At 71.5% G+C, this 25,956-nt stretch carries 27 protein-coding genes; 11 read left to right on the forward strand and 16 right to left on the reverse strand.

Translation table 11 applies throughout. The features are described 5' to 3' along the window. Positions 1 to 14: 14 nt before the first annotated feature. The 4 genes from BLU79_RS05315 to BLU79_RS05330 all read right to left on the reverse strand — a co-directional run bounded on the left by BLU79_RS05315 (position 15) and on the right by BLU79_RS05330 (position 2,853). Positions 15 to 488, reverse strand: coding sequence for a carboxymuconolactone decarboxylase family protein (locus BLU79_RS05315; protein WP_093904426.1), 474 nt, complete (start codon positions 486 to 488; stop codon positions 15 to 17). Between the two features lie 103 nt (positions 489 to 591). Then, on the reverse strand, positions 592 to 1,011 hold the full coding sequence (locus tag BLU79_RS05320; RefSeq protein ID WP_093904427.1) for a PPOX class F420-dependent oxidoreductase: 420 nt from the start codon (positions 1,009 to 1,011) through the stop codon (positions 592 to 594). A 42-nt stretch (positions 1,012 to 1,053) separates the two neighbouring features. After that, positions 1,054 to 2,172, reverse strand: coding sequence for a GNAT family N-acetyltransferase (locus BLU79_RS05325; protein WP_093904428.1), 1,119 nt, complete (start codon positions 2,170 to 2,172; stop codon positions 1,054 to 1,056). 27 nt (positions 2,173 to 2,199) lie between these two features. Next, positions 2,200 to 2,853 carry an HD domain-containing protein gene (locus tag BLU79_RS05330; RefSeq protein ID WP_093904429.1) on the reverse strand — a complete coding sequence of 218 codons (654 nt, stop codon included), beginning with the start codon at positions 2,851 to 2,853 and terminating at the stop codon, positions 2,200 to 2,202. A gap of 63 nt (positions 2,854 to 2,916) precedes the next feature. Here BLU79_RS05330 and BLU79_RS05335 point away from each other — a divergent pair, with 63 nt between their 5' ends. Together BLU79_RS05335 and BLU79_RS05340 are read left to right on the forward strand one after the other, a co-directional pair. Beyond that, the gene (locus BLU79_RS05335) at positions 2,917 to 3,591 is read left to right on the forward strand and encodes a maleylpyruvate isomerase family mycothiol-dependent enzyme (protein ID WP_093904430.1); all 675 of its coding nucleotides are present in this window, start codon (positions 2,917 to 2,919) and stop codon (positions 3,589 to 3,591) included. Positions 3,592 to 3,713: 122 nt separating this feature from the next. Next, entirely contained in the window at positions 3,714 to 4,409 is a 696-nt protein-coding gene (locus tag BLU79_RS05340; RefSeq protein WP_093904431.1) for a copper homeostasis protein CutC, read from the forward strand. A gap of 180 nt (positions 4,410 to 4,589) precedes the next feature. On the opposite strand, the gene BLU79_RS05345 is transcribed toward BLU79_RS05340, so the two are convergent. Then, positions 4,590 to 6,656, reverse strand: a complete 2,067-nt coding sequence (locus BLU79_RS05345; RefSeq protein ID WP_093904432.1) for a HelD family protein — start codon at positions 6,654 to 6,656, stop codon at positions 4,590 to 4,592. A 319-nt stretch (positions 6,657 to 6,975) separates the two neighbouring features. On the opposite strand from BLU79_RS05345, the gene BLU79_RS05350 reads away from it, so the two are divergent. The 3 genes from BLU79_RS05350 to BLU79_RS05360 are packed head-to-tail and all read left to right on the forward strand — an operon-like array spanning position 6,976 to position 8,682. Beyond that, positions 6,976 to 7,155 (forward strand): hypothetical protein, encoded by a 180-nt coding sequence (locus BLU79_RS05350; protein WP_093904433.1) that lies wholly within the window; start codon positions 6,976 to 6,978, stop codon positions 7,153 to 7,155. Between the two features lie 16 nt (positions 7,156 to 7,171). Further along, positions 7,172 to 8,386, forward strand: a complete 1,215-nt coding sequence (locus BLU79_RS05355) for a glycosyltransferase 87 family protein (RefSeq protein ID WP_256333159.1) — start codon at positions 7,172 to 7,174, stop codon at positions 8,384 to 8,386. After that, on the forward strand, positions 8,350 to 8,682 hold the full coding sequence (locus tag BLU79_RS05360; protein WP_093904434.1) for an SH3 domain-containing protein: 333 nt from the start codon (positions 8,350 to 8,352) through the stop codon (positions 8,680 to 8,682). Before BLU79_RS05355 ends, BLU79_RS05360 begins: the two co-directional genes overlap by 37 nt. A 41-nt stretch (positions 8,683 to 8,723) precedes the next feature. On the opposite strand, the gene BLU79_RS05365 is transcribed toward BLU79_RS05360, so the two are convergent. Beyond that, positions 8,724 to 10,367, reverse strand: a complete 1,644-nt coding sequence (locus BLU79_RS05365; RefSeq protein WP_093904435.1) for a DNA repair helicase XPB — start codon at positions 10,365 to 10,367, stop codon at positions 8,724 to 8,726. A gap of 131 nt (positions 10,368 to 10,498) precedes the next feature. On the opposite strand from BLU79_RS05365, the gene istB reads away from it, so the two are divergent. Continuing rightward, positions 10,499 to 11,716, forward strand: coding sequence for an IS21-like element helper ATPase IstB (gene istB / locus BLU79_RS49750; RefSeq protein WP_093904436.1), 1,218 nt, complete (start codon positions 10,499 to 10,501; stop codon positions 11,714 to 11,716). On the opposite strand, the gene BLU79_RS05375 is transcribed toward istB, so the two are convergent. The 3 genes from BLU79_RS05375 to BLU79_RS05385 form a co-directional block, all read right to left on the reverse strand. Further along, positions 11,694 to 11,912 (reverse strand): hypothetical protein, encoded by a 219-nt coding sequence (locus tag BLU79_RS05375; RefSeq protein WP_093904437.1) that lies wholly within the window; start codon positions 11,910 to 11,912, stop codon positions 11,694 to 11,696. The genes istB and BLU79_RS05375 overlap by 23 nt on opposite strands. A 96-nt stretch (positions 11,913 to 12,008) precedes the next feature. After that, positions 12,009 to 12,137, reverse strand: a complete 129-nt coding sequence (locus BLU79_RS48820) for a hypothetical protein (protein WP_093904438.1) — start codon at positions 12,135 to 12,137, stop codon at positions 12,009 to 12,011. A gap of 179 nt (positions 12,138 to 12,316) precedes the next feature. Further along, a complete protein-coding gene (locus tag BLU79_RS05385) occupies positions 12,317 to 14,848 on the reverse strand; it encodes a helicase-associated domain-containing protein (RefSeq protein ID WP_093904439.1) in 2,532 nt (843 codons plus the stop codon). 209 nt (positions 14,849 to 15,057) lie between these two features. On the opposite strand from BLU79_RS05385, the gene BLU79_RS05390 reads away from it, so the two are divergent. The 3 genes from BLU79_RS05390 (at position 15,058) to BLU79_RS05400 (ending at position 18,518) form a co-directional block, all read left to right on the forward strand. After that, on the forward strand, positions 15,058 to 16,668 hold the full coding sequence (locus BLU79_RS05390) for a substrate-binding domain-containing protein (protein WP_093904440.1): 1,611 nt from the start codon (positions 15,058 to 15,060) through the stop codon (positions 16,666 to 16,668). 80 nt (positions 16,669 to 16,748) lie between these two features. Next, positions 16,749 to 17,750 (forward strand): hypothetical protein, encoded by a 1,002-nt coding sequence (locus tag BLU79_RS05395; RefSeq protein WP_093904441.1) that lies wholly within the window; start codon positions 16,749 to 16,751, stop codon positions 17,748 to 17,750. A 123-nt stretch (positions 17,751 to 17,873) separates the two neighbouring features. Next, positions 17,874 to 18,518, forward strand: a complete 645-nt coding sequence (locus BLU79_RS05400; RefSeq protein WP_093904442.1) for an HAD family hydrolase — start codon at positions 17,874 to 17,876, stop codon at positions 18,516 to 18,518. Here the strand turns inward: BLU79_RS05400 and BLU79_RS05405 are convergent. After that, positions 18,494 to 18,745, reverse strand: coding sequence for a hypothetical protein (locus tag BLU79_RS05405; protein WP_093904443.1), 252 nt, complete (start codon positions 18,743 to 18,745; stop codon positions 18,494 to 18,496). The two genes, BLU79_RS05400 and BLU79_RS05405, sit on opposite strands and share 25 nt — an antisense overlap. Before the next feature lie 165 nt (positions 18,746 to 18,910). Here BLU79_RS05405 and BLU79_RS49755 point away from each other — a divergent pair, with 165 nt between their 5' ends. Continuing rightward, on the forward strand, positions 18,911 to 19,294 hold the full coding sequence (locus BLU79_RS49755; RefSeq protein ID WP_093904444.1) for a cold-shock protein: 384 nt from the start codon (positions 18,911 to 18,913) through the stop codon (positions 19,292 to 19,294). Between the two features lie 15 nt (positions 19,295 to 19,309). Here the strand turns inward: BLU79_RS49755 and BLU79_RS05415 are convergent, their stop codons facing one another. The 4 genes from BLU79_RS05415 to BLU79_RS05430 form a co-directional block, all read right to left on the reverse strand. Further along, the gene (locus BLU79_RS05415) at positions 19,310 to 20,161 is read right to left on the reverse strand and encodes a 1,4-dihydroxy-6-naphtoate synthase (protein ID WP_093904445.1); all 852 of its coding nucleotides are present in this window, start codon (positions 20,159 to 20,161) and stop codon (positions 19,310 to 19,312) included. After that, complete coding sequence (locus BLU79_RS05420) at positions 20,151 to 20,855, reverse strand: futalosine hydrolase (protein ID WP_256333160.1); 705 nt, start codon at positions 20,853 to 20,855, stop codon at positions 20,151 to 20,153. Before BLU79_RS05420 ends, BLU79_RS05415 begins: the two co-directional genes overlap by 11 nt. Then, positions 20,825 to 21,295, reverse strand: a complete 471-nt coding sequence (locus BLU79_RS05425) for a DUF2771 domain-containing protein (protein ID WP_093904446.1) — start codon at positions 21,293 to 21,295, stop codon at positions 20,825 to 20,827. The genes BLU79_RS05420 and BLU79_RS05425 overlap by 31 nt, the downstream gene beginning before the upstream one ends. Before the next feature lie 106 nt (positions 21,296 to 21,401). Next, positions 21,402 to 22,829 carry an MFS transporter gene (locus BLU79_RS05430; RefSeq protein ID WP_093904447.1) on the reverse strand — a complete coding sequence of 476 codons (1,428 nt, stop codon included), beginning with the start codon at positions 22,827 to 22,829 and terminating at the stop codon, positions 21,402 to 21,404. Positions 22,830 to 23,207: 378 nt separating this feature from the next. On the opposite strand from BLU79_RS05430, the gene BLU79_RS05435 reads away from it, so the two are divergent. Then, positions 23,208 to 24,134: a DUF3027 domain-containing protein gene (locus BLU79_RS05435; RefSeq protein ID WP_093904448.1), complete on the forward strand. Its 927-nt coding sequence runs from the start codon at positions 23,208 to 23,210 to the stop codon at positions 24,132 to 24,134. A 104-nt stretch (positions 24,135 to 24,238) separates the two neighbouring features. Here BLU79_RS05435 and BLU79_RS05440 read toward each other — a convergent pair whose 3' ends face one another. Then, positions 24,239 to 25,108 carry an RpnC/YadD family protein gene (locus BLU79_RS05440; RefSeq protein ID WP_177000879.1) on the reverse strand — a complete coding sequence of 290 codons (870 nt, stop codon included), beginning with the start codon at positions 25,106 to 25,108 and terminating at the stop codon, positions 24,239 to 24,241. Between the two features lie 238 nt (positions 25,109 to 25,346). Then, complete coding sequence (locus BLU79_RS05445) at positions 25,347 to 25,817, reverse strand: ATP-binding protein (protein ID WP_093904449.1); 471 nt, start codon at positions 25,815 to 25,817, stop codon at positions 25,347 to 25,349. Between the last annotated feature and the right edge of the window lie 139 nt (positions 25,818 to 25,956).

Genomic DNA, 25,956 nt, shown 5'->3' on the forward strand with positions numbered 1-25,956 from the left:
GGCTCGGCCCTGGGTCAGGCGAACTGGCCGGGCTGGTAGCTGCCCGCGGGCTGCTGGATCATGACGTTCAGCCGGTTGTAGGTGTTGATCATGGCGATGAGGATCACCAGGGCGCCGAGCTGCTCCTCGTCGTAGTGCTTGGCGGCGTTCTCCCAGACCTCGTCCGGGACTCCGCCGGCCCCGTCCGCGATACGGGTGCCCTCCTCCGTGAGTTCCAGCGCGGCGCGCTCGGCCTCGGTGAAACAGGTGGCCTCCCGCCAGGCCGCGACCAGGTTGAGGCGCAGCCAGTCCTCGCCCGCGGCGACGGCGTCCTTGCTGTGCATGTCGGTGCAGAAGCCACAGCCGTTGATCTGACTGGCGCGGAGCGTCACCAGGTGCTGTGTGCCGATCGGCAGCGGCGAGTCGTGCACCACCTTGCCGGCCGAGCCGAAGTGCTTGATGACCTTGCCGGCGATCGGGTTCTCGAAGAGGTTCAGGCGGGCGCTCATGGCCAACTCCCCATCCGTTGTCGTCTGCTGTCGGTTACACAGCTATGACGGAACGGCCAGACGGGATGTGACGTGAGTCGTGGCCCCTCGGGCGTGACGTGGGTCACGTGTGCGTGGTCCGGTGCATGGAGTACCAGGAGTCGCCGGCGGGCTGCGGAGGGTCGGACAGGTTCCAGCTCCACGAGAGGGTCGGCGTGATGCGCAGGTAGTGCCCGGGACCCACCATGCCGACCCGCTCGACGGGCCCGTCCGCGATGCCGTACACCCGGATGCCGCGCGCGACGAACGGTTCGACGGAGACCAGGTCGTCCACGACGAAGGCCACCTTGTCGCGGCCGTGCCCGACGTTGCGGAACTTGCGGGTGCCGAGCACTTCGGTGCCCGGCCCGCCCACCCAGAAGTGCGTGCCGTCGAACTCGAGGGCCACCGGCACCACATCGGGCTGCTCGTCCGCGCAGAGGCTGGCGAACCGGGCGAGCGGGTTGGCGTACAGGTAGGCGGTCTCCTCGTCGGTGAACGACATGGCGGGCTCCCTGAAGGCGGCGCGGGTCGGCTCGCCCTCAGGCTAGGCCGCCGCGGACTGCCCCCGGCGGACGTACAGCCGGAGCGTCCGGTCCATGTCCTGCTCCTCGTGGGCCGTGCGCTCCTCCTCGACGCTCGCCCGGACGTATCCGGCGCGCGTGGCCACGCCCTGCGACGGGGTGTTGGTGTCCTCGATCATCGCGCACAGCTGCTTCACGTCGTCCCTGGCCAGGGCCTGGTCGGAGAGGGTGCGCAGGGCCTCGGTGGCGTAGCCGTGGCCGCGGGCGGATGCGGCGAGGTCGTAGCCGACCTCGGCCCGGCCCTCGTCGTCCGGTACGCCGTGGAAGCCCACGCCCCCGACCGCAAGGCCGTCCTCCCGCCGGACGAGGACGAACAGCCCCCACTCGGGCCGGTGTACGCCCCCCTCGTACGCCTTCATCATCCACTCGGCGGCCTCCCGCGTGCCCTCGAAGGGCCCGCCCTCGACCCACTCGAAGCCGCCGTCGCCGCCGGAGCGCAGGTCGGCCGCGGAGGCGGGGGTGACGCCCTGGAGGGTGAGGCGGTCGGTGGGGATGACGAGGTTGTTGCGCCAGCGCCACTCGGTGACGGGCGCGCGGCCGGGCAGATCGCCGCGGCCGGTGGCCCACAGCAGCGTGCGCCAGTGGTCCGGGCCGGGTTGGACGTGCGGAAAGATCGTCGTGAGCACGAACTCGGGGAGTTCGGCGGGCGGTTCGTACGCCAGGCCGAGCCCCTCGGCGATGTCGTGCGTGTGGAGCAGCACTTCGGCGACGCCCATCGCGGCGAAGCCCTCGCGGTTCGCGCTGCGGAAGGGGTACGGGTGGAAGGCGCGCGCCTCGCGGGGCGCGGTGCGGACGGCGGCGGTCAGGAGGGCGCCGGTCGTCTCGATGACGTGGAGGAGGTCCTCGTTGCCGGTGCCCTCGTCGAGGGTGATCTCGAACGGGACGTAGGCGTCCTGGGCGCGTCCGGCCAGGTTGGCGGCGTAGGCGATGAGGTCTTCGGCGATGTGGAACGCGGTGGCGTGACAGTCCCACTCCACCCGCCCGGCCCGGACGGTCTTCCAGTCCCGGTCCACGGCCGTCCGCAGCAGCGCCACGCAGCCTGCCACGGCTTCCTGTACGCGTTCCCCGCCCATGTCTCGCATGCCCTGCAGGCTACGGCGACGGGCGGTTCAGAGCGACAGCATTTCCAGCTCGGAGGCGAGGTTGTAGCGGGCCGTGGCCTCCCACTCCTTCCTCCCGTGCGGGGTGCTGAACAGGCTTGGCAGGGCGAGGAGTTGGCGCAGGATCGCGGCGCGGCCCTCGCGGAAGGCGTCGCTGGGGACGAAGTGGTACTCCTCGCGGACGGCGGCCGTGTAGGCGGCGTACGCGGAGGGCGGCGCGGCGAGGATCGCGAGGTCGGCGTCACACAGGACCTGGCCGTCGCGGTCGTCCGGCGCCGGGTCGTGGCCGGTGGTCAGGCGGACGAGGCGGGCCACCTCGGCGGTCCGCTCCGCGGGGACACCGGCCTCCGGGAGGGCGCGTTCGGCGAGCCGGGCGGAGCGCTCCTCGTTCGTCGACCGGTCCGGCAGGTACACGGCGTCGTGGAACCAGGCCGCGAGCCGCACCGCCACGACGTCGTCCGCGTACTGCTCCAGTGCGTCGATGTGCCCGAGGACCGCAGCCAGGTGCTCGACGGTGTGGTACCGCCGCTGCGGCTCCGACCAGCGGCGCAGCAGGGCCTCCCCGTACCGGTCGGGGGAGAGGGAGGAGGCGTGGGACTCGTCGTCCCGCGCCGCGAGCAGGGTGCGCAGCCAGCGGGACCGGAGATCTTCGAGATCGGCCATGCCTTCATTCTCCCGTCCCGGCATTCTCCCGTCCCGGCCGCCCCGGCCCCTAGCGTGGAGGTCATGACTTCTGCTGATGCGCACGAGGTAAGGGATCCCGAGCTGCCGGGACGGCTGCTGGTCGTCGAGCGGGACGCGCTGGTTCCGCTGTTGCGCACGCGGCCGGACGCCGACTTCGCGCTGCCGACCGTCGCGTGTCCGGGGTGGTCGGTGCGGGATGTGCTGGCGCACTGTTCGGCCGCGCTGATGCGGGTGGTGGAGAGCCGGTTCGAGGAGGGCGTGTTCTCGCCCGAGTCCAACGACCGGGACATCGCCGAGCGCGCCGACTGGACCAACGCGCGGGTCGTCGACGAACTGGAGCGCGGGATGACCGAGGCCGGCCCGGTGATCGCCGGGGCGGGCGGAGCGCTGGACGGCATCGCGCTGGGCGAGTGGGTGCACGCCGGTGACGTACGGGAGGTGCTCGGGGAGCCGGGGGCGTATGCCGGCGCCGGCCTGCCGGATGCGCTGCGCCTGCTGGTCCGGCTGACCCGGGAACGGCGGCACACCCCGCTCCACGCCGACCTGGACGACGTGGACGAGCCCCTGCGCCTGGGCGAGCCGACGGCTCCGCGGCCCCCGGCGCGGTACATCGGCGACGCCGCCACCCTCGTACGGCTGTATGCGGGGCGGCCGGCGGAAGGGGGGTCGTACGAGCTGGCGGGGGCGGAGGCGAGGGAGCTGAACATCTTCGGGTGACCCGACGGATCACGCCAACCAGGTGGCCCTCCTCCTCGGCGGCTTCTCCAACCCGTACCCTTGGATTGGACTAGACCTGTAGACGCGCGCAGTCGTCGTCGAATGCCGAGGAATGGGGTCCCATGAGCAAGCGTGCAGTCCTGGAGGTGATCGCCCTCGGAGTCGAGGACGCGGTCGCCGCCCAGGCCGGAGGTGCGGATCGGCTCGAACTGGTCACCGACATGGCGGCCGACGGGCTGACCCCGCCGGTCGAGACCGTCGCCGCGATCCGCGCCGCCGTCGACATCGACCTGCGCGTGATGCTGCGGCTGGCGGACGGGTTCGCCGCCGGAGACCTGGACCGGCTGACGCGGACGGCGCGCGAGATGCGGGGTGCCGGAGCCGACGAGTTCGTGCTCGGTTTCCTCGACACCGACGGCGGGCTGGACCTCGCCGCCGTTGAGCGGGTGGTGGCGGCGCTGGACGGATGCCGGTGGACCTTCCACCGGGCGATCGACCGGGCTGCGGACCGTGACGCGCTGCGCAAGCAGATGGACGGGATGGCGGGGTTGGACACGTATCTCACGGCGGGGTCGGCGGCGGGGGTGGACGACGGGCTTTCCACGTTGCTGGCGGAGGCGGCGCGGAGTGGGGAGCCCGGGTATGAGCAGGGGATCCTGGTGGGGGGTGGGTTGCGGCTCGATCATGTGCCGGGGCTGGTGGCGGCCGGGATCGACGCGTTTCACATCGGCGGGGCGGCCAGGCCGGAGGGCTGGGACGGGCCGGTCTCGGCGGAGGCCGTGGCTGAGTGGCGGGGTGTGCTGGACGGGGTTTCGTAGGCGGGCGGAGTGGCGGCTGGGTGGGGGGGTGGGTCGCGCAGCCCGGCGCCGGCGGGGTACCGCCTCTCATGGGGACGGGTGCCGCAACGCCCCCTAGGGGGCGCGGGGAACTGCGCGACCAGCCACCGACGACCCGCAGCCCGGCATAACTCGTCTCCGCCCCCCCCGACCCGGTGACTCTCAGCCCAGCTGAGCCGGCAACGGAGCCGCATGCACCACGATCAGCCCCGACACGGCTCGCGTCAGGGCGACGTACAACCGCCGCAGCCCCGTCCGCTCGTCCGGCTCGCCGTCCACCACCGCCTGCGGCTCGTCCAGGACGACGTAGTCGTACTCCAAGCCCTTCGCGAGCGACGCCGGGACCAGGGTCAGGCGGGTCTCGTGGGTCGTCTCCTCGCCGGGGGCCAGGTATGTGATCCCCGCTGCCGTGAGCGCCTCCGACAGGGCCGGGATCCGCGCATCCGCGGCGATCAGCCCGACCGACCCCTCGTTGGCCAGCAACTCCCCGCACGCGGCGACCACTTCGGCCGTGTCCGCTGCCGTGCGGACCTCGAAGAAGCCGGGGTTCTCGCGGATCGAGGCCACCGGGGTCAGGCCGGGCGCGATGTGGGGGAGGAGGCGGGAGGCGTAGGTGATGACGTCCGTCGGGACGCGGAAGCCGGCCGTCAGTTCCTCGATGAGGCCGTCCGACTTGCCGAGGTGGGCCAGCGCCTCGTCCCAACTGCGGGTCGCCCATGGCGTCGTGCCCTGCGCCAGGTCGCCGAGGACCGTCGCCGAACCGGTCGTGCAGCGGCGGCCCACCGCCCGGTACTGCATCGGCGAGAGGTCCTGCGCCTCGTCGAGGACGACATGGCCGAGGGAGGGGGTGCGGGCCACGATGTCGGCGGCCTCGTCGATCAGCACCGCGTCCGAAGCGGACCACTTGGCGGACTTCAGCGACCGGGCCGGCTTCGCCCACAGGATCGTCTTCCGCTCGTCCTCGCTGAGGATCCCGTCCGCGTGTTCGGCGAGGAAATCGGCGTCCGACAGCAGGCGCAGGACCAGTTTCGCCGGGTCGACCGGCGGCCACAGCTCCTTGACGGCCGCCTTCACCGCGCTGTTGCGGGCCACCGCGTCCTGCACCCGGTCGTCCGGCGCCTCGCCCGACCGCTCCATCTGCACCAGCACGGCGTGCGCGATGCGCTGCGGGAGGGCCTCGCGGGCGGCGCCGTAGCGGATGTCGCGGGCGAGCAACTCGCGGACGATCTCCTCGACTTCGTACGCCGGGACGCGCCAGCGGCGTGATCCGCGGACCACGACCACCGCTTCCGTCGGCATCGTCACGTGCGAGTAGATCGCCCGCCGCAGGACCTCCGCCATCCTCGCGTCGCCCTTGACCACCGCGGTCGCCGCCTCGTCCGTGCCGCGCACCTCGACGTGCGCGACCAGGTCGTCCACCGTCGCCTGGCGGACCGTCAACTCGCCCAGCGCCGGGAGCACTTGCTCGATGTAGTGCAGGAAGGACTTGTTCGGCCCGATGACGAGCGTGCCGGTGCGGGCGAGCCGCTCGCGGTGCGCGTACAGCAGGTACGCCACCCGGTGCAGGCCCACCGCCGTCTTCCCGGTGCCGGGGCCGCCCTGGACACAGACCGTGCCGCCGAGCCCGGACCGGACGATCTCGTCCTGCTCCGGCTGGATCGTCGCCACGATGTCCCGCATCGGGCCGACGCGCGGGCGCTCGATCTCCTGCTGGAGCAGCTTGCTGGTCCGGGCCGCCTCGGCCGGGTCGGAGAGGTGCTCGTCCTCGTACGCCGTCAGATCGCCGCCCGTGTAGCCGAAGCGGCGGCGCAGCGCGATGTCCAGCGGGTCCTTCTTCGAGGCCCGGTAGAAGGGCTGGGACACCGGCGCCCGCCAGTCGATGACCATCGGGTCGCCGTCGGCGTCGTGCACATGTCGGCGCCCGATGTAGAAGCGCTCGCCCTCCGCGCCTTCTGCCTGTTCCATTCCGGGCGCGTGCAGATAGTCCAGCCGCCCGAAGAACAGTGGGGTGTCGCTGAGGTCGGCCAGCGCCTTGATGCGCAGGTCGATCTGGTGGGCGAGGACCTCGGCGTTGACCCAGTTCGCGGTGACGTCGCTGATGTCGAGGGACTCGACGTCCTCGCGCATGGCGCGCAGGGCGGCGCGGGAGCCGGCGAGGTGGGTGCGCTCCCGGGACAGCGGGTCGAGCGGGTCGAGTGGGCCAAGTGGGTCGTCGACGGGCGTGGACAAGGGGGTGCCTCCGGAGGACCTACGGGTGAGACGGGTGGCGCTGCGAGGTGCCTACCGGTTTCCGTCCGGTCGGCGGCGCTCCGTGAACGGAGGCGGGCAAGAGCGGAGATTTTAGGTGAGCGCCCCTCTCAAATGCCAACGAATATCTCCGGCCCCTGACCCGCCCCTGACCCGCCCCTGTCCGACCCCTAGGGGATCCCGCCGGACGCGGCCCTCCTCCCTGGGGGTAGGGGGTCCGTCCCGAGGCGTACGGAGGTAGTACACGGCTTGGCACCGTGGGCCGATGCGGTCTTCGTGCCGGTGAACCCATCATGGAGACATGAGCGCAGCAACCATCCACCCAGCCCCCATGGGACCCCGAGGAGCGACAGCGCTCCAGGGGAGCCACCGTCATCGCCTCGGCGAAGCCCTGCGTGCCGTCAGGGTGTTCGCGGGTGCGGCCTTCGACGTGATCGTCCTCGGTGAGTACGGCGAGGAAGCGGGCGTTCGCCACAAGTGACGCCTAGGGTCACTCCGTGACCCGCCGATCACATTCCGCAACTCCCTACAGCCTTCTGGCGACTTCTCTCCTCGCCCTCCTCACCCTCACCGCCTTCAGCGCCTTCACCACCCTCTGCGTCCACCAGCGCCTCCCGATGGCCGACGCGCTGGTCTACCGGGCGGAAGGCGAAGCCGTCCTCCGCGGCGGCGCCGATCTCTACGGCTTCACGGTCACCGAGTGGCACCTCCCCGCCACCTATCCGCCCTTCGCGGCCCTCCTCTTCGTCCCGGCGGCACTGCTCCCGTTCGCCGTCCTCAAGGCGGCCTTCCTGGCGGGCAACGCGCTCCTGGTCGCCGTACTGATCCACCTCTCCGCCCGCCTCGCCGGTCTGACCCTCGACCTCCCGGTCCGCTGCGCTGCCACGGCCCTGGCCCTCTGGCTGGAGCCGGTCTTCCAGACCCTCCTCTTCGGCCAGATCAACCTCGCCCTGGCCTGCCTGGTCCTGTGGGACCTGACCCGGCCGTCGGGCGCCCGCTGGAAGGGCGTCGCGATCGGCGTCGCCGCCGGGATCAAGCTCACCCCGGCGATCTTCATCGCTTACCTGCTGCTGCGAGGGCGCCTCCGGGAGGCAGGCACGGCGACGGCGGCCTTCGCGGGGACCGTCGTACTCGGCGCCCTCGCGCTCCCCTCCGCGAGCCTCGACTTCTGGACCCGCCGCCTCTACGAGACGGACCGCGTCGGCAAGGCCTGGATCGTCGACAACCAGTCCCTGCAGGGCCTGGCCGCCCGCGCCCTGGGAGATGCCGCACCGGGCCCGGCCTGGGCGCTCCCGGCGGCGGCCGTCGCCCTCACGGGCCTGTGGCTGACCGCGCGGGCCGCCCGGCAGAGCCACGCCCTCCTCCTCATGGCCTTCACCGCGCTGCTGATCTCACCGATCAGCTGGTCCCATCACTGGGTGTGGTGCGTGCCGCTGATCGCGGTACTGCTGGCGGAGGGGCGCCTGCGTACGGCATGGCTCGTGGTCGTCGTCTTCACCGCCCGCACCATGTGGCTGGTGCCCCACGAGGGCGCCCTGGACCTCGAACTGCCGTGGTGGCAGCAGGCATTGGCGGCCCCGTACCCCCTCCTGGCGCTCGCCATCGCGTGTGGCAGCATGATCAGCCGTTGTCCGAATCCTTCGATTCATTCGATCGAGCAAACGGGGAAATCTGTATGCGCTTCTCGTCGCTTCCGTTCCGCAGGGCGGTGAGCGGTCTGACCGCCGCCACCGCCCTCGCCCTCGGCGCCACGCTCGTGGCCGCGCCCAGCGCCTCGGCCGTGGGGGAGCACTCGTCCTGCACCAAGAACATCAGGAACAAGACCCTGCAGGTCGTCCAGTGGGACCACGCGGACATGTACGCCAAGCCCAGCTTCAGCTCCACGGTGAAGAAGTCCGTGTTCGCGGGCAGCAACGTGACCGTGTACTGCACCGCCAAGGGCGGTGACTGGTACTACTCCAAGCACGGCAGCACCAAGGGCTGGATGGAGTACCACGCCTTCTTCTAGGCCGTGCAGCCTGGTCCAGCCCGGTTCTTCGCCGCCCTCCGCTAGCCCTCCGCCAGGATCTCGTCCGCGTCCACGATGCGGTACGCGTACCCCTGCTCCGCCAGGAAGCGCTGGCGGTGGGCGGCGAAGTCCTGGTCGATCGTGTCGCGGGCGACGACCGAGTAGAAGTGGGCCTTGTGACCGTCGGCCTTCGGCCGCAGCACCCGCCCCAGCCGCTGTGCCTCCTCCTGGCGCGAGCCGAAGGTGCCCGAGACCTGGATGGCGACCGTGGCCTCCGGCAGGTCGATGGAGAAGTTAGCGACCTTGGACACGACGAGGACGCTGATCTCGCCCTCCCGGAAGGCGTCGAAGAGCTTCTCGCGCTGGGCGTTGGAGGTCTCGCCCTTGATCACGGGGGCGTTCAGATGCTCGCCCAGTTCGTCGAGCTGGTCGATGTACTGGCCGATGACCAGGATCTGCTGCCCGGCGAACCTGCGGACGATGGCCTCGGTGACCTTCCGCTTGGTGTCGGTCGTCGCGCAGAAGCGGTACTTCTCCTCCTGCTCGGCGGTGGCGTACGCGAGCCGCTCGGCGTCGGTGAGATTGACCCGGACCTCGACGCAGTCGGCGGGCGCGATGTAGCCCTGCGCCTCGATCTCCTTCCAGGGCGCGTCGAAGCGCTTGGGGCCGATGAGGGAGAACACGTCGGACTCGCGCCCGTCCTCCCGGACCAGGGTCGCGGTCAGGCCCAGACGGCGGCGGGCCTGGAGGTCCGCCGTGAACTTGAAGACCGGCGCGGGCAGCAGGTGCACCTCGTCGTAGAGGATCAGGCCCCAGTCGCGGGAGTCGAAGAGCTCCAGGTGCTGATAGACACCCTTCCGCTTCGTCGTCAGTACCTGGTACGTCGCGATGGTGACGGGGCGGATCTCCTTCTTCGTCCCGCTGTACTCGCCGATCTCCTCCTCGGTGAGCGACGTCCGCTTCACCAGCTCGTGCTTCCACTGCCGGGCCGAGACGGTGTTCGTGACGAGGATGAGCGTGGTCGACTTCGCCTGCGCCATGGACCCGGCGCCGACCAGGGTCTTCCCGGCGCCGCAGGGCAGCACCACGACCCCGCTGCCGCCGTGCCAGAAGTTCTCCACGGCCTGCTTCTGGTACGGCCTGAGCGCCCAGCCGTCCTCGCGCAGCTCGATCGGGTGCGCCTCGCCGTCGACGTACCCGGCGAGGTCTTCGGCCGGCCAGCCCAGCTTCAGCAGCGTCTGCTTGATCTGACCGCGCTCGGAGGGGTGCACGGCGACGGTGTCCGGGTCGATGCGGGCGCCGACGAGCGGTGCGATCCGCTTCGAGCGCAGCACCTCCTCCAGGACCGGGCGGTCGGTGGTGGTGAGGACGAGGCCGTGCGTGGGGTGCTTGGAGAGCGTCAGTCGGCCGTAGCGGTCCATCGTGTCGGCGATGTCGACCAGCAGGGCGTGCGGCACGGGGTAGCGGCTGTACGTCACCAGCGCGTCCACGACCTGCTCGGCGTCGTGCCCGGCCGCGCGCGCGTTCCACAGGCCGAGCGGGGTCACCCGGTAGGTGTGGATGTGCTCCGGCGCCCGCTCCAGCTCGGCGAACGCGGCGATCGCCCGACGGCATGCGTCGGCCCGCTCGTGGTCGACCTCCAGGAGCAGGGTTTTGTCCGACTGGACGATCAGTGGTCCGTTCACGTGCGTCAGCCCTTCCGCTAGACCACCCGGCCAAACGTCCAGTGTGCCTGATCGATTCCGGAGTCCTACAGGATGTCTTTTCATTCTTGTGAGTGACGTGGTTTTCACCTGGACGGCGGCGGCTGCGAAGAATGCCGACCGTGCAGCCCATCAGCAGTGACCCGTCCCCCACGACCACCACACTCGGGTACGCCCTGTTCGCCACCCGCTGGCTGCAGGCCCCGCTCTACTTCGGCCTCGTGGCCGCCCAGGGGGTGTACGTCTACAAGTTCTTCAACGAGCTGTGGACCTTAATTCTCCGGTGCGTGAGCGGTCAGGCGACCGAGACGTACGTCATGCTCGCCGTGCTGAAGCTGGTCGACGTCGTGATGATCGCCAATCTGCTGATCATGGTGATCGTCGGCGGTTATGAGACGTTCGTCTCGCGCATCGGCCTGCAGGGCCACCGCGACCAGCCGGAATGGCTCTCGCACGTGAACTCCAACGTGCTCAAGGTCAAGCTTGCCACCGCCATCGTGGGCATCTCCTCGGTCCATCTGCTCCAGATGTTCGTGGACGTCCACCACACCTCGCACCACTCGCTGCTGTGGGGCACGGTGATCCACATGGCGTTCATCGCCTCGGCGGCGATCCTGGCCTACATGTCGGGGCCGATGGCCGCGCAGTCCGAGCGCGGCCATCAGCAGACGCACCGCGAGCACGCTCCCGAGGAGCCCGCCGAGAAGGTCTTCGTGCCGGCCCAGGCGACCTCGCGCGAGGACGAGCCGAGCGCCGAGGAGCGGCTGCGGGCCGCCGGATTCCCCGCCCGGAAGCAGCTGGAGGACTTCGACTCCGAGCACCCGCGCTCCTTCGACCGGGAGGTCGTGGCCCGGCTCGGCAAGCTGGACTTCGTCGCCGCCCGCCGGAACGTGGTCTTCGTCGGCCCGCCCGGCACCGGCAAGACGCATCTGGCCGTCGGCCTCGGCGTGCGGGCCTGTCAGGCCGGGCACTCGGTGCTGTTCGCGACCGCCGCGGCGTGGGCCGCCCGGCTGGCCGGGGCGCGGGACGCCGGGCGGCTCGCCGAGGAGCTGGCCGCGCTCGACGACCACGCCGTGCTGGTCGTCGACGAGATCGGCTACACGCCCTTCGACGCGGAGACCACCGCCCTCTTCTTCCAGCTGGTCGCCCACCGCTACGAACGGGCCTCGCTGATCGTGACCGGTGACCGTCCGCTCGGCCGCTGGGACGAGATCTTCGGCGGCCCGTCCGCGCCGGCGATGGTGGACCGGCTGGCCCACCACGCCGAGGTCGTACGGATCGACGGGGACAGCTACCGGATGCGCCGCGCTACTTCAGCATGGGCAGACTGACGTTGTTGATCAGCGGGCCTTCGATGGTGAGGCCCTCGGTGATCAGGGACTCCCCGCCCTGCGGCCCGATGGGCAGCGGCAGCGCGGAGGGGGCTGCCGAGGCCTCGGGCGCGAGGACGGCGACCACGGCGGCGGCCGAGCAGAGGGCGGCGACGGAGAGGGCGGTACGGGTGCGGACGGGGCGCTTGGAACGCATGGGGACTTGAGGGCCTTTCACCTACGGAGGGCGAGTACGGAGGGCGGGCCGGCCCGGGGGCGCCGGGACCGGCCCGATGGGTGTGCCGCGGTCGCCTCAGACCGGCGGCGTCTCGATGACCAGCCCGGCGACGTCGATGCCGATCGCTGAGGCCGGGGCGGTGAAGGCACCCATCATCAGGGCTGCGGCGGCCAGGACGGTGGCAAGACGACGAGCTGTGCGCATGGGACAACTACCTCTCTGTTGCGCTCACTTGAGCGTGATCAGGACACGAGGTGGCTGCCCTGCGCCACGCGACGCGATGCGGACACTCCGGGAAGGTCCCCCAAGAGTTGGAAAACCCGGGCGTGGCGTGCATGGAACACCGCGTACACCCGAACGGGTGGCCGTCGGACCCCGGCGCCTCAGATCTGGTCGTCCGCCAGCTCGGCGACACCCGTGATCCGGTGCAGCGGATACGTCCGCACCTCGTCCGCGGTGTGGTCGTACGCCGTCACGAACCCGCCCTCGACCCGCACCGGCGCGATCACCCGCTGACTCGCGGAGCCCTCGGCGTTGACGTACCCGATCCACAGCGCCTCGCCGGTGAGCACGGCGGCCTGCATGGTGGCGAGGGTCTCGGCGGAGGTGGTCCGGGGCAGCTCGCCGCCGGTCACCGCGGGGGCGCTCGCGCTCGGCTTGCGCGGCGTGGTGGAGGCGAGGTCGCCCGCCCGGATGGCGCGGATCGCGGCGGCCAGCAGCGTGGCGTCCGGCGTCGGCGGACCGTCCGGGACCGGCTCCGGGGCCGTGCGCGGCGGGGTGCGGTGGGCGTCGGCGCGGGTGATCAGGACGTCGCCCTCGGCCGACTCGGCGGCCGGCGCGAAGCCCATCGCGCGCAGGCCCTCCAGCAGCCCGGCCGGATCGGCCTGGGCGGCGAGCACCGTCGGCGCGAGGCGCCGCAGCCGCAGGCCGGCGGCCCGCTTGTCGGCGAGGATCTCGTTCAGCACCGCGTCGTCGTCACAGCGGACGTACGCCGAGGCGGCACCCACCCGCAGATGCCCGTGCTTACGGGCCACGTCGTCGATCAGATACGCCAGCGGCTGCGGCACCGGCGTACGCGAGTGCTCGGCGAGGAAGGCGTGCAGATCGGAGGCGCTGCGCCCGGCGTCGAGAGCGCGGCGAACCGAGCCGGGCGTGAAGCGGTACACCGTCGCCCCGCCCTTCGACTCCACGTCCGCGAGCACGTCCAGCATGGCGGCGAGCGGCCGCTGCAGCGGCCCCGGCGCCACGGCCGTCAGGTCGGCCTGGAGCAGGACGTGGTCGAGCGGATCGGGGAGCAGCGGCGCGAGCAGCCGCACGGCGGCGGCGGTGGCCACGGCCTGCTCGGCGGGGGAGAGGGGCTCCGGGGGCGAGGCCACGTGGTGGTGTACCGGGAGCTTGTCACCGGGACCGACCGGCTCCTGGGCCACGGGTTCCGGCAGCCGCGCCCCGAGCAGCGCCCGCCCCACCTCCGACAGCGCTCCCCGCCCCGTCACCCCCAGCAGCTCCGCCTCGCTCAGCGCCCAGCGGGCCAGCCTGCCGCGCAGGTCGTCGTCCTGCTGAGGGCCGCGCAACGGCCGCTCCCAGCGCAGCCGGGCCAGGACCGACTCGGCGGACGGGGACTGCCCCTGCGGCAGCCCGGCGAGCAGGGTCAGCACCCGGTGCCGTACCTCCGGCGCCGCCGAGCGGTCGAGCCCGGGGCCCAGCGTGGACAACGTACGGTCCTTCGCGTCCCGGCCCCCGACCAGCCCCGCCGTACGCGTCGCCGTCAGCCAGGTCTCCGCCAGCAGGGCCCAGCGCTGCGCGACGGGCTGCTCCAGCCACTCGTCGTAGGCGGGCGTCGCCGCGTACCGCTCGTCGGCCTCGCCGTCGGAGGCCAGCAGCCCGGCGGCGGCGGCCAGCTCGACCCAGAAGGCGGCGACGGGCTCGGGCACGTCGAGGGCGACGGCGGTCCGCTTGAGGTCGCGCACGCTGAGCCCGCCGGCCCGCAGCACGGCCGGCCCGCCCTCGTCCCAGTCCTTCAGCAGCTCCTCCACGGTCGCCAGCGCCGTGTAGGCCTGCCCGGCCGCCGTCGCGTCCACAACCTGTGGACGGTGCGTCGAGGCCGCCTCGACGGGCGGCGGCAGCGGCTCGGTGGTGCGGTGCGCCCGGCCCGCGCGCAGGTGCAGGGCCACCTCGCGGGGGAGTACGACGGTGCCGGGCGTCGTCGGCAGCAGCAGACCGAGGTCGAGGAGCCGGCGCAGGTGGGGCGCCGGGTCGGCGGTGACCTGGCCGTACGGCGGGCCCCAGACCAGGCGGGAGAGGACCTCCCGGGACTCCTCCGGGGTGTCGGCGAGCAGGGCCGCCATGCGCCGCCGGTCGGTGAACAGCGCGCTGAGCGAGGCCACCGCGGACACGGCGTCGTGGGTCGAGGCCAGCCCGGCCGCCGTGACGATCTCCTGGATACGGCCCGGAGACATCCCGGCGGTGGCCTCCCGCACCGTCGGGCCGAGTCCCGTCGGCGACGGGTGCTGCGGCGCGGGCACCAGCAGCTCGCGTGCCGTGCGCACCAGGCGCAGCCGGTCGTCGCCGCCCCACACCAGGGCCTGGTCGCGCAGGGTGCCGAGGGCGTGCGGCAGGGCGCCCGCCACGGCCGGGTCGCCCGCGTCGCCGGCCATCAGACCGAGCAGTTCGTCGTACGTCGCCGGGTCCGCCGCCACGGCCAGCGCCTCCGCCGTCTGCAGCGCGAAACGGTCCAGCCGCTCCAGGGCGCGCACCACGGAGGCCCGGGTGCCGGCGCGGGTCGCCAGCTGGGTGAGGTCGGTCGGGACGGGCGTGATGAGGTCGGGCCGGCTGCGCAGGAGCACGGACAGCGAGGCGTCGTCCCGCACGCGGAGATCCTCCGCGAGGGAACGGGGCGGTGTGGCCGGGTCGCTCATCCTGCTCACGTTAGCGGGTGGGGCAACGGGAGAGGGGGTGTGCCGGTCGGCCGGAACGCCGCCCCACGGGCGAACGGAACGTTTCGCAGATGACCCCCGGATGAACATCATCCGGAGGATTCCGGCACCTCTGGCAACACCGCATACCCACTGGTCACCCTGGGCTCCCGGTCAACTACTTCACGGCTCAAGGGAATTGGGGGGCAGCGATGAGTGAGCGGCTTGAGCAGTGGATCGCCATCGTCAGTCTGGCGATTCCCCTCGCCGCGTTCCTGTGGGAGTTCGCCGTCGTCGGCCGCAAGCGGCTCGGCTATCGGGTGCAGATGGACACGCTCGCCTCGGACGACACCCAGTCCGAGCACGCCGAGATCCTCACGCAGTTGCAGCGCGACGGCCATCAGCTGAAGGACCCGTCCTTCGTCCTGCTGCGGATCGAGAACGCCGGGTCCGCCCCGATCGAACCCGGTGACTACCTGACCGACGAGCACGACCACAGCGGCATCTGGGTCACCTTCCGCCGCCGCCAGGTCGCCGGCCTCGTGGTCACCGAGCTGAGCCAGCCCGAGCTGCGCCGCTTCTTCCGGCGCGGCGCCCAGGGCTTCGGCTTCAGCAACGACGAGACCCGGCGCGAGGGCGTCATCGAGCTGCCCAAGGCCAAGCTGCCCCGGCGGGCCGAGTACAAGGTGCTGGTGATACTGGAGGCCTGGCACGACGACCCGAGCACCGAGCGCTTCCCCAAGCCGGACATCATCGGCGCCGTCGGCACCGACCGGCGCTGGTTCGACCCGCTGGCGAAGTACTTCCGGTTCAAGGTGGCCAGGACCGAGAGCCATGTGTTCGCCTCCCGCCCCGCCTGGTGGGGCATCTGTTTCCTGACGGCGGCGGTCGTCATCCAGGCGTCCTTCACGCTGTTCCTGCGCGACGACCGGCGGCCCCCGCTGGACTGCGTGGCGGGCACCCTCCACCTGCACGGCTCCACCGCCTTCGAGCCCGCGGTGCGCGCCGCCGCCGCGGACTACCTCAAGAGGTGCGAGGGGGCGGACGTGTCCATCCCCCTCGCGGACGACACCTTCGAGGGCAGCAGAGACGGTGCGACCGCCCTGGACAACGCCGGCGAGAAGGCCGGGATCAAGGTCGGCGAGGGCCTCGGCGACCACATCGCCTTCTCCGACGGCCTCGCCTCCGACGGCCACCCCCGGCTGATACCCAAGCCCGTCGCGCTCTCCGTGTTCACTCTCGTCGTCAACAAGGGCGCGGGCGTCGAGAACCTGACCCTGGGCCAGATACGCCAGATCTTCGCCGGCCGCGTCCAGAACTGGTCCGAGGTCGGCGGCGACGACGTACCCGTGCAGCTCGTCAACCGCAGTGCCGGCTCGGGCACCCGCAGCACCCTCGTCACCAAACTCCTGAACAACAAGCAACCGCCCCAGTTCACCGAGACCGACTGCGCGTCCCTGAACGCGAAGAAGTACGGCCGCTGCGAGGTCTCCAGCACGGACAGCATGCTGAATGCGACCGCCTCGACCCCCGGCGCCATCGGCTACAGCGAGGTCACCGCCGTCGACGGCCACAAGGTCGCCGACCGACTCGTCAAGCCGACCATCGACGGCAGGAAACCGACCGCGGAAGGCGTCGAGGACACCAACTACCCCTACTGGCAGACCGAGTTCGCCTACACCTACGGCGAGGCCCCGGCCGGCTCCGTCGCCGCGGCCTTCCTCAACTTCCTCACCCAGCAGAGCGGCCGCGACATCCTCCGCGACCACGGCCACGGTCTCTGCTCCGAAGTGCAGAACTCGGGGGAGTGCCGCCCGCTCTGACCCACCCCACCCACCCTGTCCTGCGCTAACGTCGTCCCACGGGGTATCCAACGCAACGCACCCACCCCGGAGGGGACTTCGTGGGGATCGAGAGCGACCAGGTCGTCTACGAGTATCTGAGCCGCGTCGGCGACGTGGCCCAGCAGCGACAGCTGCCGTCGTCCACCCGCATGCGCCTGGTGAACGAGTTGCGCGGCGAGATCGACCGGCGCCGCGCCAAGGCCCCGGTCGACAGCCCTGCCGCCGTCCGCCGCATCATCTCCCGCCTCGGCACCCCGGACGAGGTCGTCACGGCCGCCGGAGGCACGGCCGCCCCCGCCCCCCAGGCGCCGGTCACCTCCGTCCCCGTACAGCCGGCGAGCCGGGCCGGCGAGGCCGACGAGGAGCGGCGCAAGGGACTGCGCCGGATGGTCCCGCGCCCCCGCCCCGCCGAAACCCCGACGGCACGCGACGACGCGCCCCCGCCGCCCCACCTCGCCAGCACCGCCGACCTCGGAGGCAGTGCGACCCAGCCCGACTGGTGGCGGGTCGACAGCAGCTCCTTCGGCCCCGGCGAAGACGTCCCGGGATTCGTCGGCGGCGTGGAGATCCCGGAGATGCTCAGACGCCCGCCCGCGAAGGACGAGTCGCTGCTGCGGAAGAAGGAGCCCGACCAGACCGCGGTCGAGAAGGCAGAGGAACCGGAACCGGAAACCGAGTCCCCCCGTCGCCGGCGCCTCCTGGCCCGCCCGACCCTCCCCACCGGCCGCTGGAGCAACCCCCTCCTCCTGCTCGCCGCCGCCCTCCTGGTCACCGGCGCGATCCTCGGCAACCTCATCGCCCTGCTCCTCGGCTGGCTCATCGCCTGGGGCTCCCGCCGCCTGACCGACGCCGAGACGAAGTGGGCGGTCGTGATCCTCCCCGCCCTCTCCCTCACGGCCGGCATCACCTGGCTCTGGGGCCGCACCAACGGCCGCTGGGGAGCCCCGATCGCCGAGGGCCACATGAACGAGGCGCTCAGCGAGACGTGGCCGTGGGTGCTGAAGGGGGCGGCGGTGGCATCGGCGCTCTTCATCGTCTGGCGTTCACAGAAGCAGACCTAAGGGGCGCGGGGAACTGCACGACCAGCCCCCACTCACCCGCACCCGCCGTACAACGCACACAACCGAGCCACTGGGTGCACATCACACCCACCCACCGTCTGCCCCGCCGCAGGCCTGGGCACAATGGCACATATGGCCTCTTCAACCCCGCCGCAGCACACCGTCGGCTTCGACCTCGACATGACCCTCATCGACTCCCGCCCCGGCATCCACGCCTGCTACACGGCACTGTCCGAGCGCACGGGAACGTACATCGACGCCGACCTGGCGATCACCCGCCTCGGGCCGCCGCTGGAAGAGGAGTTGATCAACTGGTTCCCGGCGGAGCACGTCGCGGCCATCGCCGACCAGTACCGCGAGATGTACCCGACGATCGCCATCGCCGCGACCCCCGCGATGCCCGGCGCCCGCGAGGCGATCGCCGCCGTACGGAACGCCGGCGGACGCGCGATCGTCGTCACCGCCAAGTACGAGCCGAACGCCAAGCTGCACCTGGAGCACCTCGGCATCCAGCCCGACGCGGTCATCGGAAACCTGTGGGCCGAGCAGAAGGCGGCGGCCCTGCGCGAGCACGACGCGCGCGTCTACGTCGGCGACCACGAGGGCGACATCCGCGCCGCCCGCGCGGCCGACGCCCTGTCGGTCACCGTGGCGACCGGGCCGTTCAACGCCGACCAACTGGGCGCGCTCGGCGCCGACGTGGTCCTCTCGGACCTGACCGAGTTCCCGGACTGGCTCGCCGGCTACCTCGAAGTGCCGCGCGCCTGACGCCTTCCGGCCGCGATCGACTGGAAGACACCCGCGCCGGCGACGAGGAATCCGACGCCCATGAGCATGCTCAGTCCGAACATGTACGTCGGAAAGGGCGTCGTACCGAGCAGAAACGGGGCCACTGTGACCAGAGTGGCCACGGCACCGATGAAGAACAGGACCGCACCGGCACGGATCAGTCGGTCACCGGGAGCGGCGGAATTCGTTTGGGTTTTGTCACGCACCGGACCAGGGTAGTTCCCTGCGCGAGGGAACAACCGGGCGACGTCTTGTCACCTGCCCGGGGAGCATTAGCCTTGGTACCGGCGGGTCATGGTCGACCCGCTGTAGTGCTATCAAGAGCCGTTTTCAGAAGCAGTTTTCCGACGAGTACGAGGACGAGGACAGACGTGCCTACCGGCAAGGTCAAGTGGTTCAACAGCGAGAAGGGCTTCGGCTTTCTCTCCCGCGACGACGGCGGTGACGTCTTCGTTCATTCCTCGGTCCTCCCCGCCGGAGTCGAGACTCTCAAGCCGGGCCAGCGGGTGGAGTTCGGTGTGGTCGCGGGCCAGCGTGGCGACCAGGCACTTTCGGTCACCGTACTGGACCCGACCCCCTCGGTCGCGGCCGCAACCCGCAAGAAGCCGGACGAACTGGCATCGATCGTCCAGGACCTGACGACCCTCCTGGAGAACATCACGCCGATGCTGGAGAAGGGCCGTTACCCCGACAAGGCAGCCGGAAAGCAGATCGCCGGCCTGCTGCGGGCGGTCGCCGACCAGCTCGACGTATAGACCCGTCAGACCTGATTACGGGAATTCCAGCGCATCCGGGCCGAGGGGCGGCACCAGCCCCTCGGCCGCCGCACGTGTGAGGAGCCCCCGCACCGCCGCATAGCCGTCCTCACCGAGACCGGCCGTGAACTCGTTGACGTACAGCCCGATGTGCTGGTCGGCGACGGTCGGGTCCATCTCCTGGGCGTGTTCCATGACGTACGGGCGGGATGCCTCGGGGTCGTCCCAGGCGGCGCGTACGGAGGTGCGGATCGAGTCGGCCAGCCGTGTCAGCGTCGTCGCGCCCAGCGACCTCTTCGCGATGATCGCGCCCAGCGGGATGGGCAGGCCGGTGGTGTTTTCCCAGTGCTCGCCCATGTCGGCGAGCTTGTGCAGCCCGTAGTTCTGGTACGTGAAACGCGCCTCGTGGATGACGAGTCCCGCGTCGATCTTCCCGTCCCGCACGGCGGGCATGATCTCGTGGAAGGGCATGACCACGATCTCGCCGACCCCGGCGGGGAGGGTGTCGGCGGCCCAGAGGCGGAACAGCAGATACGCCGTCGACCTCTCGCTCGGCACCGCGACCCTACGGCCGGTGAGGTCCGCTCCCGCCTCCCGCGTCAGCACCAGCGGCCCGCAACCCCGGCCCAGCGCACCCCCGCAGGGCAGCAGGGCGTACTCGTCGAGGACGTACGGCAGCACGGCGTACGACACCTTCAGCACGTCGAACTCGCCACGCTCGGCCATGCCGTTGGTGATGTCGATGTCGGCGAACGTGACGTCGAGCGCGGGGGCGCCGGGGACGCGGCCGTGGGCGAGGGCGTCGAAGACGAAGGTGTCGTTCGGGCAGGGGGAGTACGCGATCCGCAAGGGCTGCTCACTGGTCATGTGGGTTCCAACTCTCCAGTACGGGCGCGAGCTTCCCGAAAGCCTCCGTCAGCGCGGCCAGCGCTTCGCCGATGCGCCACGCGGCGCGGTCGCGGGGGCCGACCGGGTTGGAGACGGCGCGTATCTCCAGCACGGGCACCCCGTGCACGACCGCGGCCTCGGCGACGCCGAAGCCCTCCATCGCCTCGGCCAGGGCGCTGGGGTGGCGCTCACGGAGCTGTGCGGCGCGGACGGCGGTGCCGGTCACCGTGGAGACGGTGAGGACGGCGCCGGGGCGTGCGCCGGTGGCGGTCGCGATCTCTCGTACGAGTGCTTCCGGCGGACGGTGGGTGACGGTGCCGAAGCCCAGCTCCGTGACCGGTAGGAAGCCGTCGGGGGTCTCCGCGCCCAGGTCGGCGGCCGTGATCTCGTCGGCGACGACGAGGGAGCCGACGGGGGCGTGGGGCGCGAAACCGCCGGCGATGCCGGTGGAGACGACCAGGCCGTAAGGGGCGCCTTCCAGGGCGGCGGTGGTGAGCGCCGTGGCGGTGGCGGCGGCGGCCCGGGCGGGGCCCACGCCGACGGCGATCAGGTCGGCGCCGGGCACCGGGAGCGCTCGGGCCACCGCGTCCCTCTCCGCAGGGACCGCGGTGGCCACGAGCACACGAAGCCGAGCGGCAGCGATCAGCTGTCCTTCTTGAGCTTGAAGGACCACAGGCCCGTCACGTCCTGCTCGCCCTCCTTGATCGACACCAGCGTCGAGTCGCCGCTGGCGCCGTACTGGGCGTTGAAGAACACGCTGCCCGGGACGGTGCGGTAGGTCTTGGTGCTGGAGTCGGTGAGCGGCTGGCCGTTCATGAGGATGGTCCAGCCCTCGTCCGCGATCTCCGGGTCGACACCGAAGCGCACGGTCTCGTCGGGGTCGACCTTGATGGACTCGATGCCCTTGTCCTGCAGGCACTTCGCCAGGTCGGCGGTCTTCAGGGCGTCGCCCTCGCCACCACAGGTCGCCTGCGCGTGGACGGAGGAGGTGCCGACGGTGATGGTGGCCAGCGGGGTCGGCTTGTCGCAGGCCGACAGGACGAGCAGTCCGGCGGAAACGGCGCCGGCGGCGGCGAGCGCGCGGCGGCGTCGCACAACGGATTGCATGGTCATGGGCGAAGGCTATCGGGCGCGTGTGACGCTCTCTCTACGTGGGGGCGGCGTGCCGTACCTCACGGAGGCGTATGGGCGCGTACGGCCCCCCGACCGGCGCGGCGTTTCAGGCCACCCGTGGCCGCGCGTGCCCGCCGTGCCGGGCCGAGGCGATCAGGCCCTTGGCGGTGGTCAGCCAGCCGATGGCGACGATCACCGCACCGACCGCCAGCCCCAGCGAGCCATTCAGCGGCAGCACGATGCCGATCGCCCCGCCGAGCACCCAGGACACCTGCAACAGCGTCTCCGAGCGCGCGAACGCCGACGTACGGACCAGTTCCGGCACGTCCCGCTGGATCAGCGCGTCCAGCGACAGCTTGGCCAGTGCCTGCGCGAACCCGGCGACCGCCGCCAGGAACGCCACCAGGACCGCCCCGAAGAAGAGCGCGGCCGTGATCGCCACGGCCAGCACGAACCCCACGACGGTCACGATGATGATCTCCGGCGCCCGGGAGCGCAGCCACGCCCCGACCGCCGTACCGCAGGCGTTCCCGACGCCGGCCGAGACGGCCACTATCCCCAGCGACACGGCGGCGCTCTGGCCGGACATCGGGTGCTCGCGCAGCAGGAACGCGAGGAAGAAGATCAGAAAGCCGGAGAGACAGCGCAGGGCGGCGTTCGCGCCCAGGGCGTGGGTGACGGCGATCCCGACCGTGCGCAGCCCGGGCCGCTTGACGGGCTTGCGGTGCGGCCCGTGCAGATGCTGCTCGTCGGCCGCCAGCAGCGCGGTGTCCTCACCCTTGGCCGAGTCGACCTTGTGGGGCAGGGAGAACGACAGGAACGTACCGGCGATGAAGATCACGAAGGCGCCGTAGAGCGGCCAGCGCGGCCCGATCGCCTGGAGCCCCGCGCCGACCGGCGCGGCGATGCCGGTGGCGAGGAGCCCGCCGAGGGTTACCCGTGAATTGGCCTTCACGAGGGAGAAGCGGGGTGGCAGCAGCCGGGGCACGACGGCGCTTCTCACCACCCCGTACGCCTTCGAGGCGACCAGTACCCCGAGGGCGGCCGGATACAGCTGGAGGTCGCCGCTGATGACGGCGCTGGACAGGACCAGGGCGAGCAGCGCCCGGGCGAGCATCGCACCGGCCATCGCGGCGCGGCGGCCGTGCGGGAGGCGGTCGAGGAGGGGGCCGATCACGGGCGCGAGGAGCGTGAAGGGCGCCATGGTGATGCCGAGGTAGAGCGCGACCCGGCCGCGGGCCTCGTCGGTCGGGACGGAGAAGAAGACGGTGGAGGCGAGGGCGACGGTGATCATCATGTCCCCGGCGCCGTTCACCCCGTGCAGCTCGATCAGCTTGCCGAGGCCGGACTCGCCCGCCCCGTGCGCATGGGTGGCCTTGCGGATACCGCGGGCGGTGCCGGTGAACGGGAAGTGCAGGGCGCGGCCGACCGCACGGAGTGAGCCGCCGACCCGGCCCGCTCCGCCACCTCGACTCCGGCCGCCCTTGGCCCCACCGACGCCGGTGGCTCCTTGGGGCTGCCTCGCGGTTGCCACGACGCAATAGTGCCCCGAGATGGGGGTGGGTAGTGCGGTTACGGCGCGTATGGGGGGAAGCTATGGGCAAGGTCTCAGGTTGCGGAAAGGCGGGCGAGAGGTCGGCGGGAGGTCGGACGGAGGCAACTCTCGGGTCGGCGGCAGGGTTTCTGTTTGGTTTCCGTGGGCCGCCGCGCACGGTGAAAGGGCCGTCGGTGTAGGCCCAGCGCTCGCGAACAGGTAGCGTGCGTATCTCAGCCATCCCGCACAATGGATGACGTAGGTGCGCCCGAGCGCGATTCGGATGCGGACGTCGACGCGGCCCACAGGTCCGCTCCGTCCGTTCCAACGCCCTAAGGCACCGCACCCGAGAGACGGCGTAGGAGAGAAGCGATACCTGTGAGCGCAGCGACAACGCGAAGCCGCACCCCCGACCGTCTGTGCGCCGAGGCGGTCGACCTCGCCCGCAGTGCCGCCGAGGAGGCCGCCGCGCCCGGCGTCGTGGGCGAGCACACGGGCCTGTCCTCCGAGGGCGACCGCGTCGTCACGCACTTCTTCGAGTGCAAGGAGCTCGGGTACCGCGGCTGGCGCTGGGCGGTGACGGTGGCGCGGGCGTCCCGCGCGAAGGTCGTCACGCTCGACGAGGTGGTCCTGCTCCCCGGCCCCGACGCCCTCCTCGCCCCCGAGTGGGTGCCGTGGAGCGAGCGCCTGCGCCCCGGCGACATGGGCCCCGGCGACCTGCTCCCCACCGACGCCGAGGACCTGCGGCTGGAGCCCGGCTACTCCGGCGAGGACGAGCCCGTGCCGAGCGCGGCCGTCTCGCACGAGATGGCGGAGCTGGTGGAGGCGGAGGACGCCGAGGTCACCGCCGGTGTCCCCGCGAACCTTCCCTTCGCCCCCTCGCGCGGCTCGATCGCCGCGGTGGCGGAGGAACTGGGCATGCGCCGCGCCCGCGTCCTGTCCCGTTACGGCCTGCACGTCGCCGCGGACCGCTGGGAGGAGGCGTTCGGCGCGAAGACCCCCATGGCACAGGCGGCCCCCGCCTCCTGCGTCACCTGCGGCTTCCTGGCCCCGATCGGCGGCTCCCTGGGCCAGGCCTTCGGAGTCTGCGCGAACGAGTTCGCCCCGGCCGACGGTCGGGTGGTGTCGTTGACGTACGGCTGCGGGGGGCACTCGGAGGCCGCGGTCATGCCGAAGCCACCGCGTCCGGCTCCGCCGGTGATCGACGAGACGCGGGTGGATCCGTTCCCCTTGCGGCCGGCGGCGGATTCGGGGTCGGTTTCGGTGGGGGCGGATGAGGAGTCGGCGGAGTTGGGGCACTCGTAGGGGCGTGAGTTCCGCCGACCGTGGCTACTGACTCTGAGGCTTCGAAGGTCGCTTCGGCTCAGTGGCGGAGGGTTTCCTCCACGGTTCCGGGGCAGCCTGGGCTGCTAGTCAGCGAAGACCTCGGTTGTGGACGCGGCCGTGATGGCCCGATCGAACCAGCGGCCCAGTACGTCCAGGTCGTCACAGGACGTGATGCGCTCGCGGTCGTCATTCGAGACGTCGATGCCGCGACGGTCCAGGAGCCGCAGGATGTCCTCGGCTCGGCCCTCCGCGCGGCCCTCGTCCCGGATCTCTTCTGCGATGTACGACTTGTAGAAGGAGAGGTCCACGGCCACCAGGTTCCTCCAGAGTTCCGCTGCCGGGCGCTTGCCCAAGCCTTGTGCGATGAGTTCGATGATCGGGTCGGCGATGGCCTGCGGCGTGTCCCGCAGCACGGTCGTCATTGCCTTCAGTATGGCCCCGACGTCCGGATTCCTGGCGTGGGTGATCGCGGACAGGGTGGCGAGCGCGAGGTCCTTGCGGACCTCGGCCGGGTCGGTGATCACCGGCATGTTGTGCGGTCCCGCGACCAGCGGGCGCAGGGTGAGCAGGGGCCACTGGGGAGGGCCGAAGTCGACCGGGCGGGCGGCCCATTCCGCGGTGGCGCGGTCCTGGCAGACGACCAGCAGCATCGGTTGCAGCCGGTACTTCGTGAGCAGGTACGAGACGTAGTACGCCCAGCTCGCGGGCTTGTCCGGAGCCTTGTTGCTTTGGGCTTCGATGGCGAGGAGCAATGGCTCGTCGCCCTCTGTGTCCAGCCGCACGAGCGTGTCCACACGGCGCTCGACCGGGCTGGTCTCGGTGAGGTCGTTGGGCAGGACGGTGACTGACGTGGGCGGGGCGAAGTCGATGCCCAGCACCTTTGAGACCCCGGAGAAGAGCCCTGGATGGTCCTGGAAGATGCGGTGCATCGCCTCGTGGGACGAACTGACCATAGTGCGGTTTTCGGGCCCTTCATCGGTGTGCTGTGTCTGGGCTGCCGCTCAGGCGGTTGCCGGGACGGGATCGGGGATAACGACAGTCGCGGCGGCGGCGGCAGCGGGAATGCGGGCTGCGGCGATACGCATCGTGCCCTCGGTGAAGCGGGCGACGAGGGCCGTTGCATGTCTGCGGTCGAGTTGCGGCGAGCGTAGGGCGGCCAACCTGTCCTGAACCCGCCCGAGTTGGTGATGCTCACCCGGGTGGGTGAGTTTGCGACGAGGGCGCGAGGACGACTTCGGCCCACACCGTCTTGCGTGGGGCCGGGCCCTCGGAGAACCCCCAGCGGTCCGCGAACGCCTCCACGAGCAGCAGCCCGCGGCCCGACGCGGCCTCGGGGGCGGGGTGTTGGGGGTGCGGCAGGCGGTCACCGCACGTGTCCGTGACCTCGATGCGGAGGGTGTCGCCGACGACGTAGAGCAGCAGGAGGAAGTCCCGGCCGGGGATCCTGCCGTGCCTGACCGCGTTGGCCGCCAGCTCCGCGACCACGTGGGCCGCCGGGTCCAAGGGCAGGCCCCAGCTGCGGAGTTGTTCGGTGGCGAGGAGTCGGGCGAGGCGGGCGCCGCGAGGTGTGGGGGACAGCTGCACGCTGAAGTTGCGGATGGGGTTGTCGAGTTGGGCGGGTTGGGCGAGTGGGGCTGTCGGGGCGGCGGATTCTTGATTCACGTCACTCAGCGTGGCCGGGCGTGCTTACTGTGAACAGTGACTCAGCGGGTGCGTACGGTGACTGTCCGGAGCTTGTCCAGTCGTGTCCAGGCTGTCGGGACGGGCGTACGGGTAGGGGCGCTGCTGCACTGCGGCGGTA

The sequence above is a fragment of the Streptomyces sp. cf386 genome (genome assembly GCF_900103585.1).
Lineage (GTDB): Bacteria > Actinomycetota > Actinomycetes > Streptomycetales > Streptomycetaceae > Streptomyces.

Excerpts from the sequence above, each read along its gene's own strand:
- BLU79_RS05315 (WP_093904426.1), bottom strand. The coding sequence starts at position 488 with ATGAGCGCCCGCCTGAACCTCTTCGAGAACCCGATCGCCGGCAAGGTC.
- BLU79_RS05320 (WP_093904427.1), bottom strand. The coding sequence starts at position 1,011 with ATGTCGTTCACCGACGAGGAGACCGCCTACCTGTACGCCAACCCGCTC.
- BLU79_RS05325 (WP_093904428.1), bottom strand. The coding sequence starts at position 2,172 with ATGCGAGACATGGGCGGGGAACGCGTACAGGAAGCCGTGGCAGGCTGC.
- BLU79_RS05330 (WP_093904429.1), bottom strand. The coding sequence starts at position 2,853 with ATGGCCGATCTCGAAGATCTCCGGTCCCGCTGGCTGCGCACCCTGCTC.
- BLU79_RS05335 (WP_093904430.1), top strand. The coding sequence starts at position 2,917 with ATGACTTCTGCTGATGCGCACGAGGTAAGGGATCCCGAGCTGCCGGGA.
- BLU79_RS05340 (WP_093904431.1), top strand. The coding sequence starts at position 3,714 with ATGAGCAAGCGTGCAGTCCTGGAGGTGATCGCCCTCGGAGTCGAGGAC.
- BLU79_RS05350 (WP_093904433.1), top strand. The coding sequence starts at position 6,976 with ATGAGCGCAGCAACCATCCACCCAGCCCCCATGGGACCCCGAGGAGCG.
- BLU79_RS05360 (WP_093904434.1), top strand. The coding sequence starts at position 8,350 with ATGCGCTTCTCGTCGCTTCCGTTCCGCAGGGCGGTGAGCGGTCTGACC.
- istB (WP_093904436.1), top strand. The coding sequence starts at position 10,499 with ATGCCGACCGTGCAGCCCATCAGCAGTGACCCGTCCCCCACGACCACC.
- BLU79_RS05375 (WP_093904437.1), bottom strand. The coding sequence starts at position 11,912 with ATGCGTTCCAAGCGCCCCGTCCGCACCCGTACCGCCCTCTCCGTCGCC.
- BLU79_RS48820 (WP_093904438.1), bottom strand. The coding sequence starts at position 12,137 with ATGCGCACAGCTCGTCGTCTTGCCACCGTCCTGGCCGCCGCAGCCCTG.
- BLU79_RS05385 (WP_093904439.1), bottom strand. The coding sequence starts at position 14,848 with ATGAGCGACCCGGCCACACCGCCCCGTTCCCTCGCGGAGGATCTCCGC.
- BLU79_RS05390 (WP_093904440.1), top strand. The coding sequence starts at position 15,058 with ATGAGTGAGCGGCTTGAGCAGTGGATCGCCATCGTCAGTCTGGCGATT.
- BLU79_RS05400 (WP_093904442.1), top strand. The coding sequence starts at position 17,874 with ATGGCACATATGGCCTCTTCAACCCCGCCGCAGCACACCGTCGGCTTC.
- BLU79_RS05415 (WP_093904445.1), bottom strand. The coding sequence starts at position 20,161 with ATGACCAGTGAGCAGCCCTTGCGGATCGCGTACTCCCCCTGCCCGAAC.
- BLU79_RS05425 (WP_093904446.1), bottom strand. The coding sequence starts at position 21,295 with ATGACCATGCAATCCGTTGTGCGACGCCGCCGCGCGCTCGCCGCCGCC.
- BLU79_RS05440 (WP_177000879.1), bottom strand. The coding sequence starts at position 25,108 with ATGGTCAGTTCGTCCCACGAGGCGATGCACCGCATCTTCCAGGACCAT.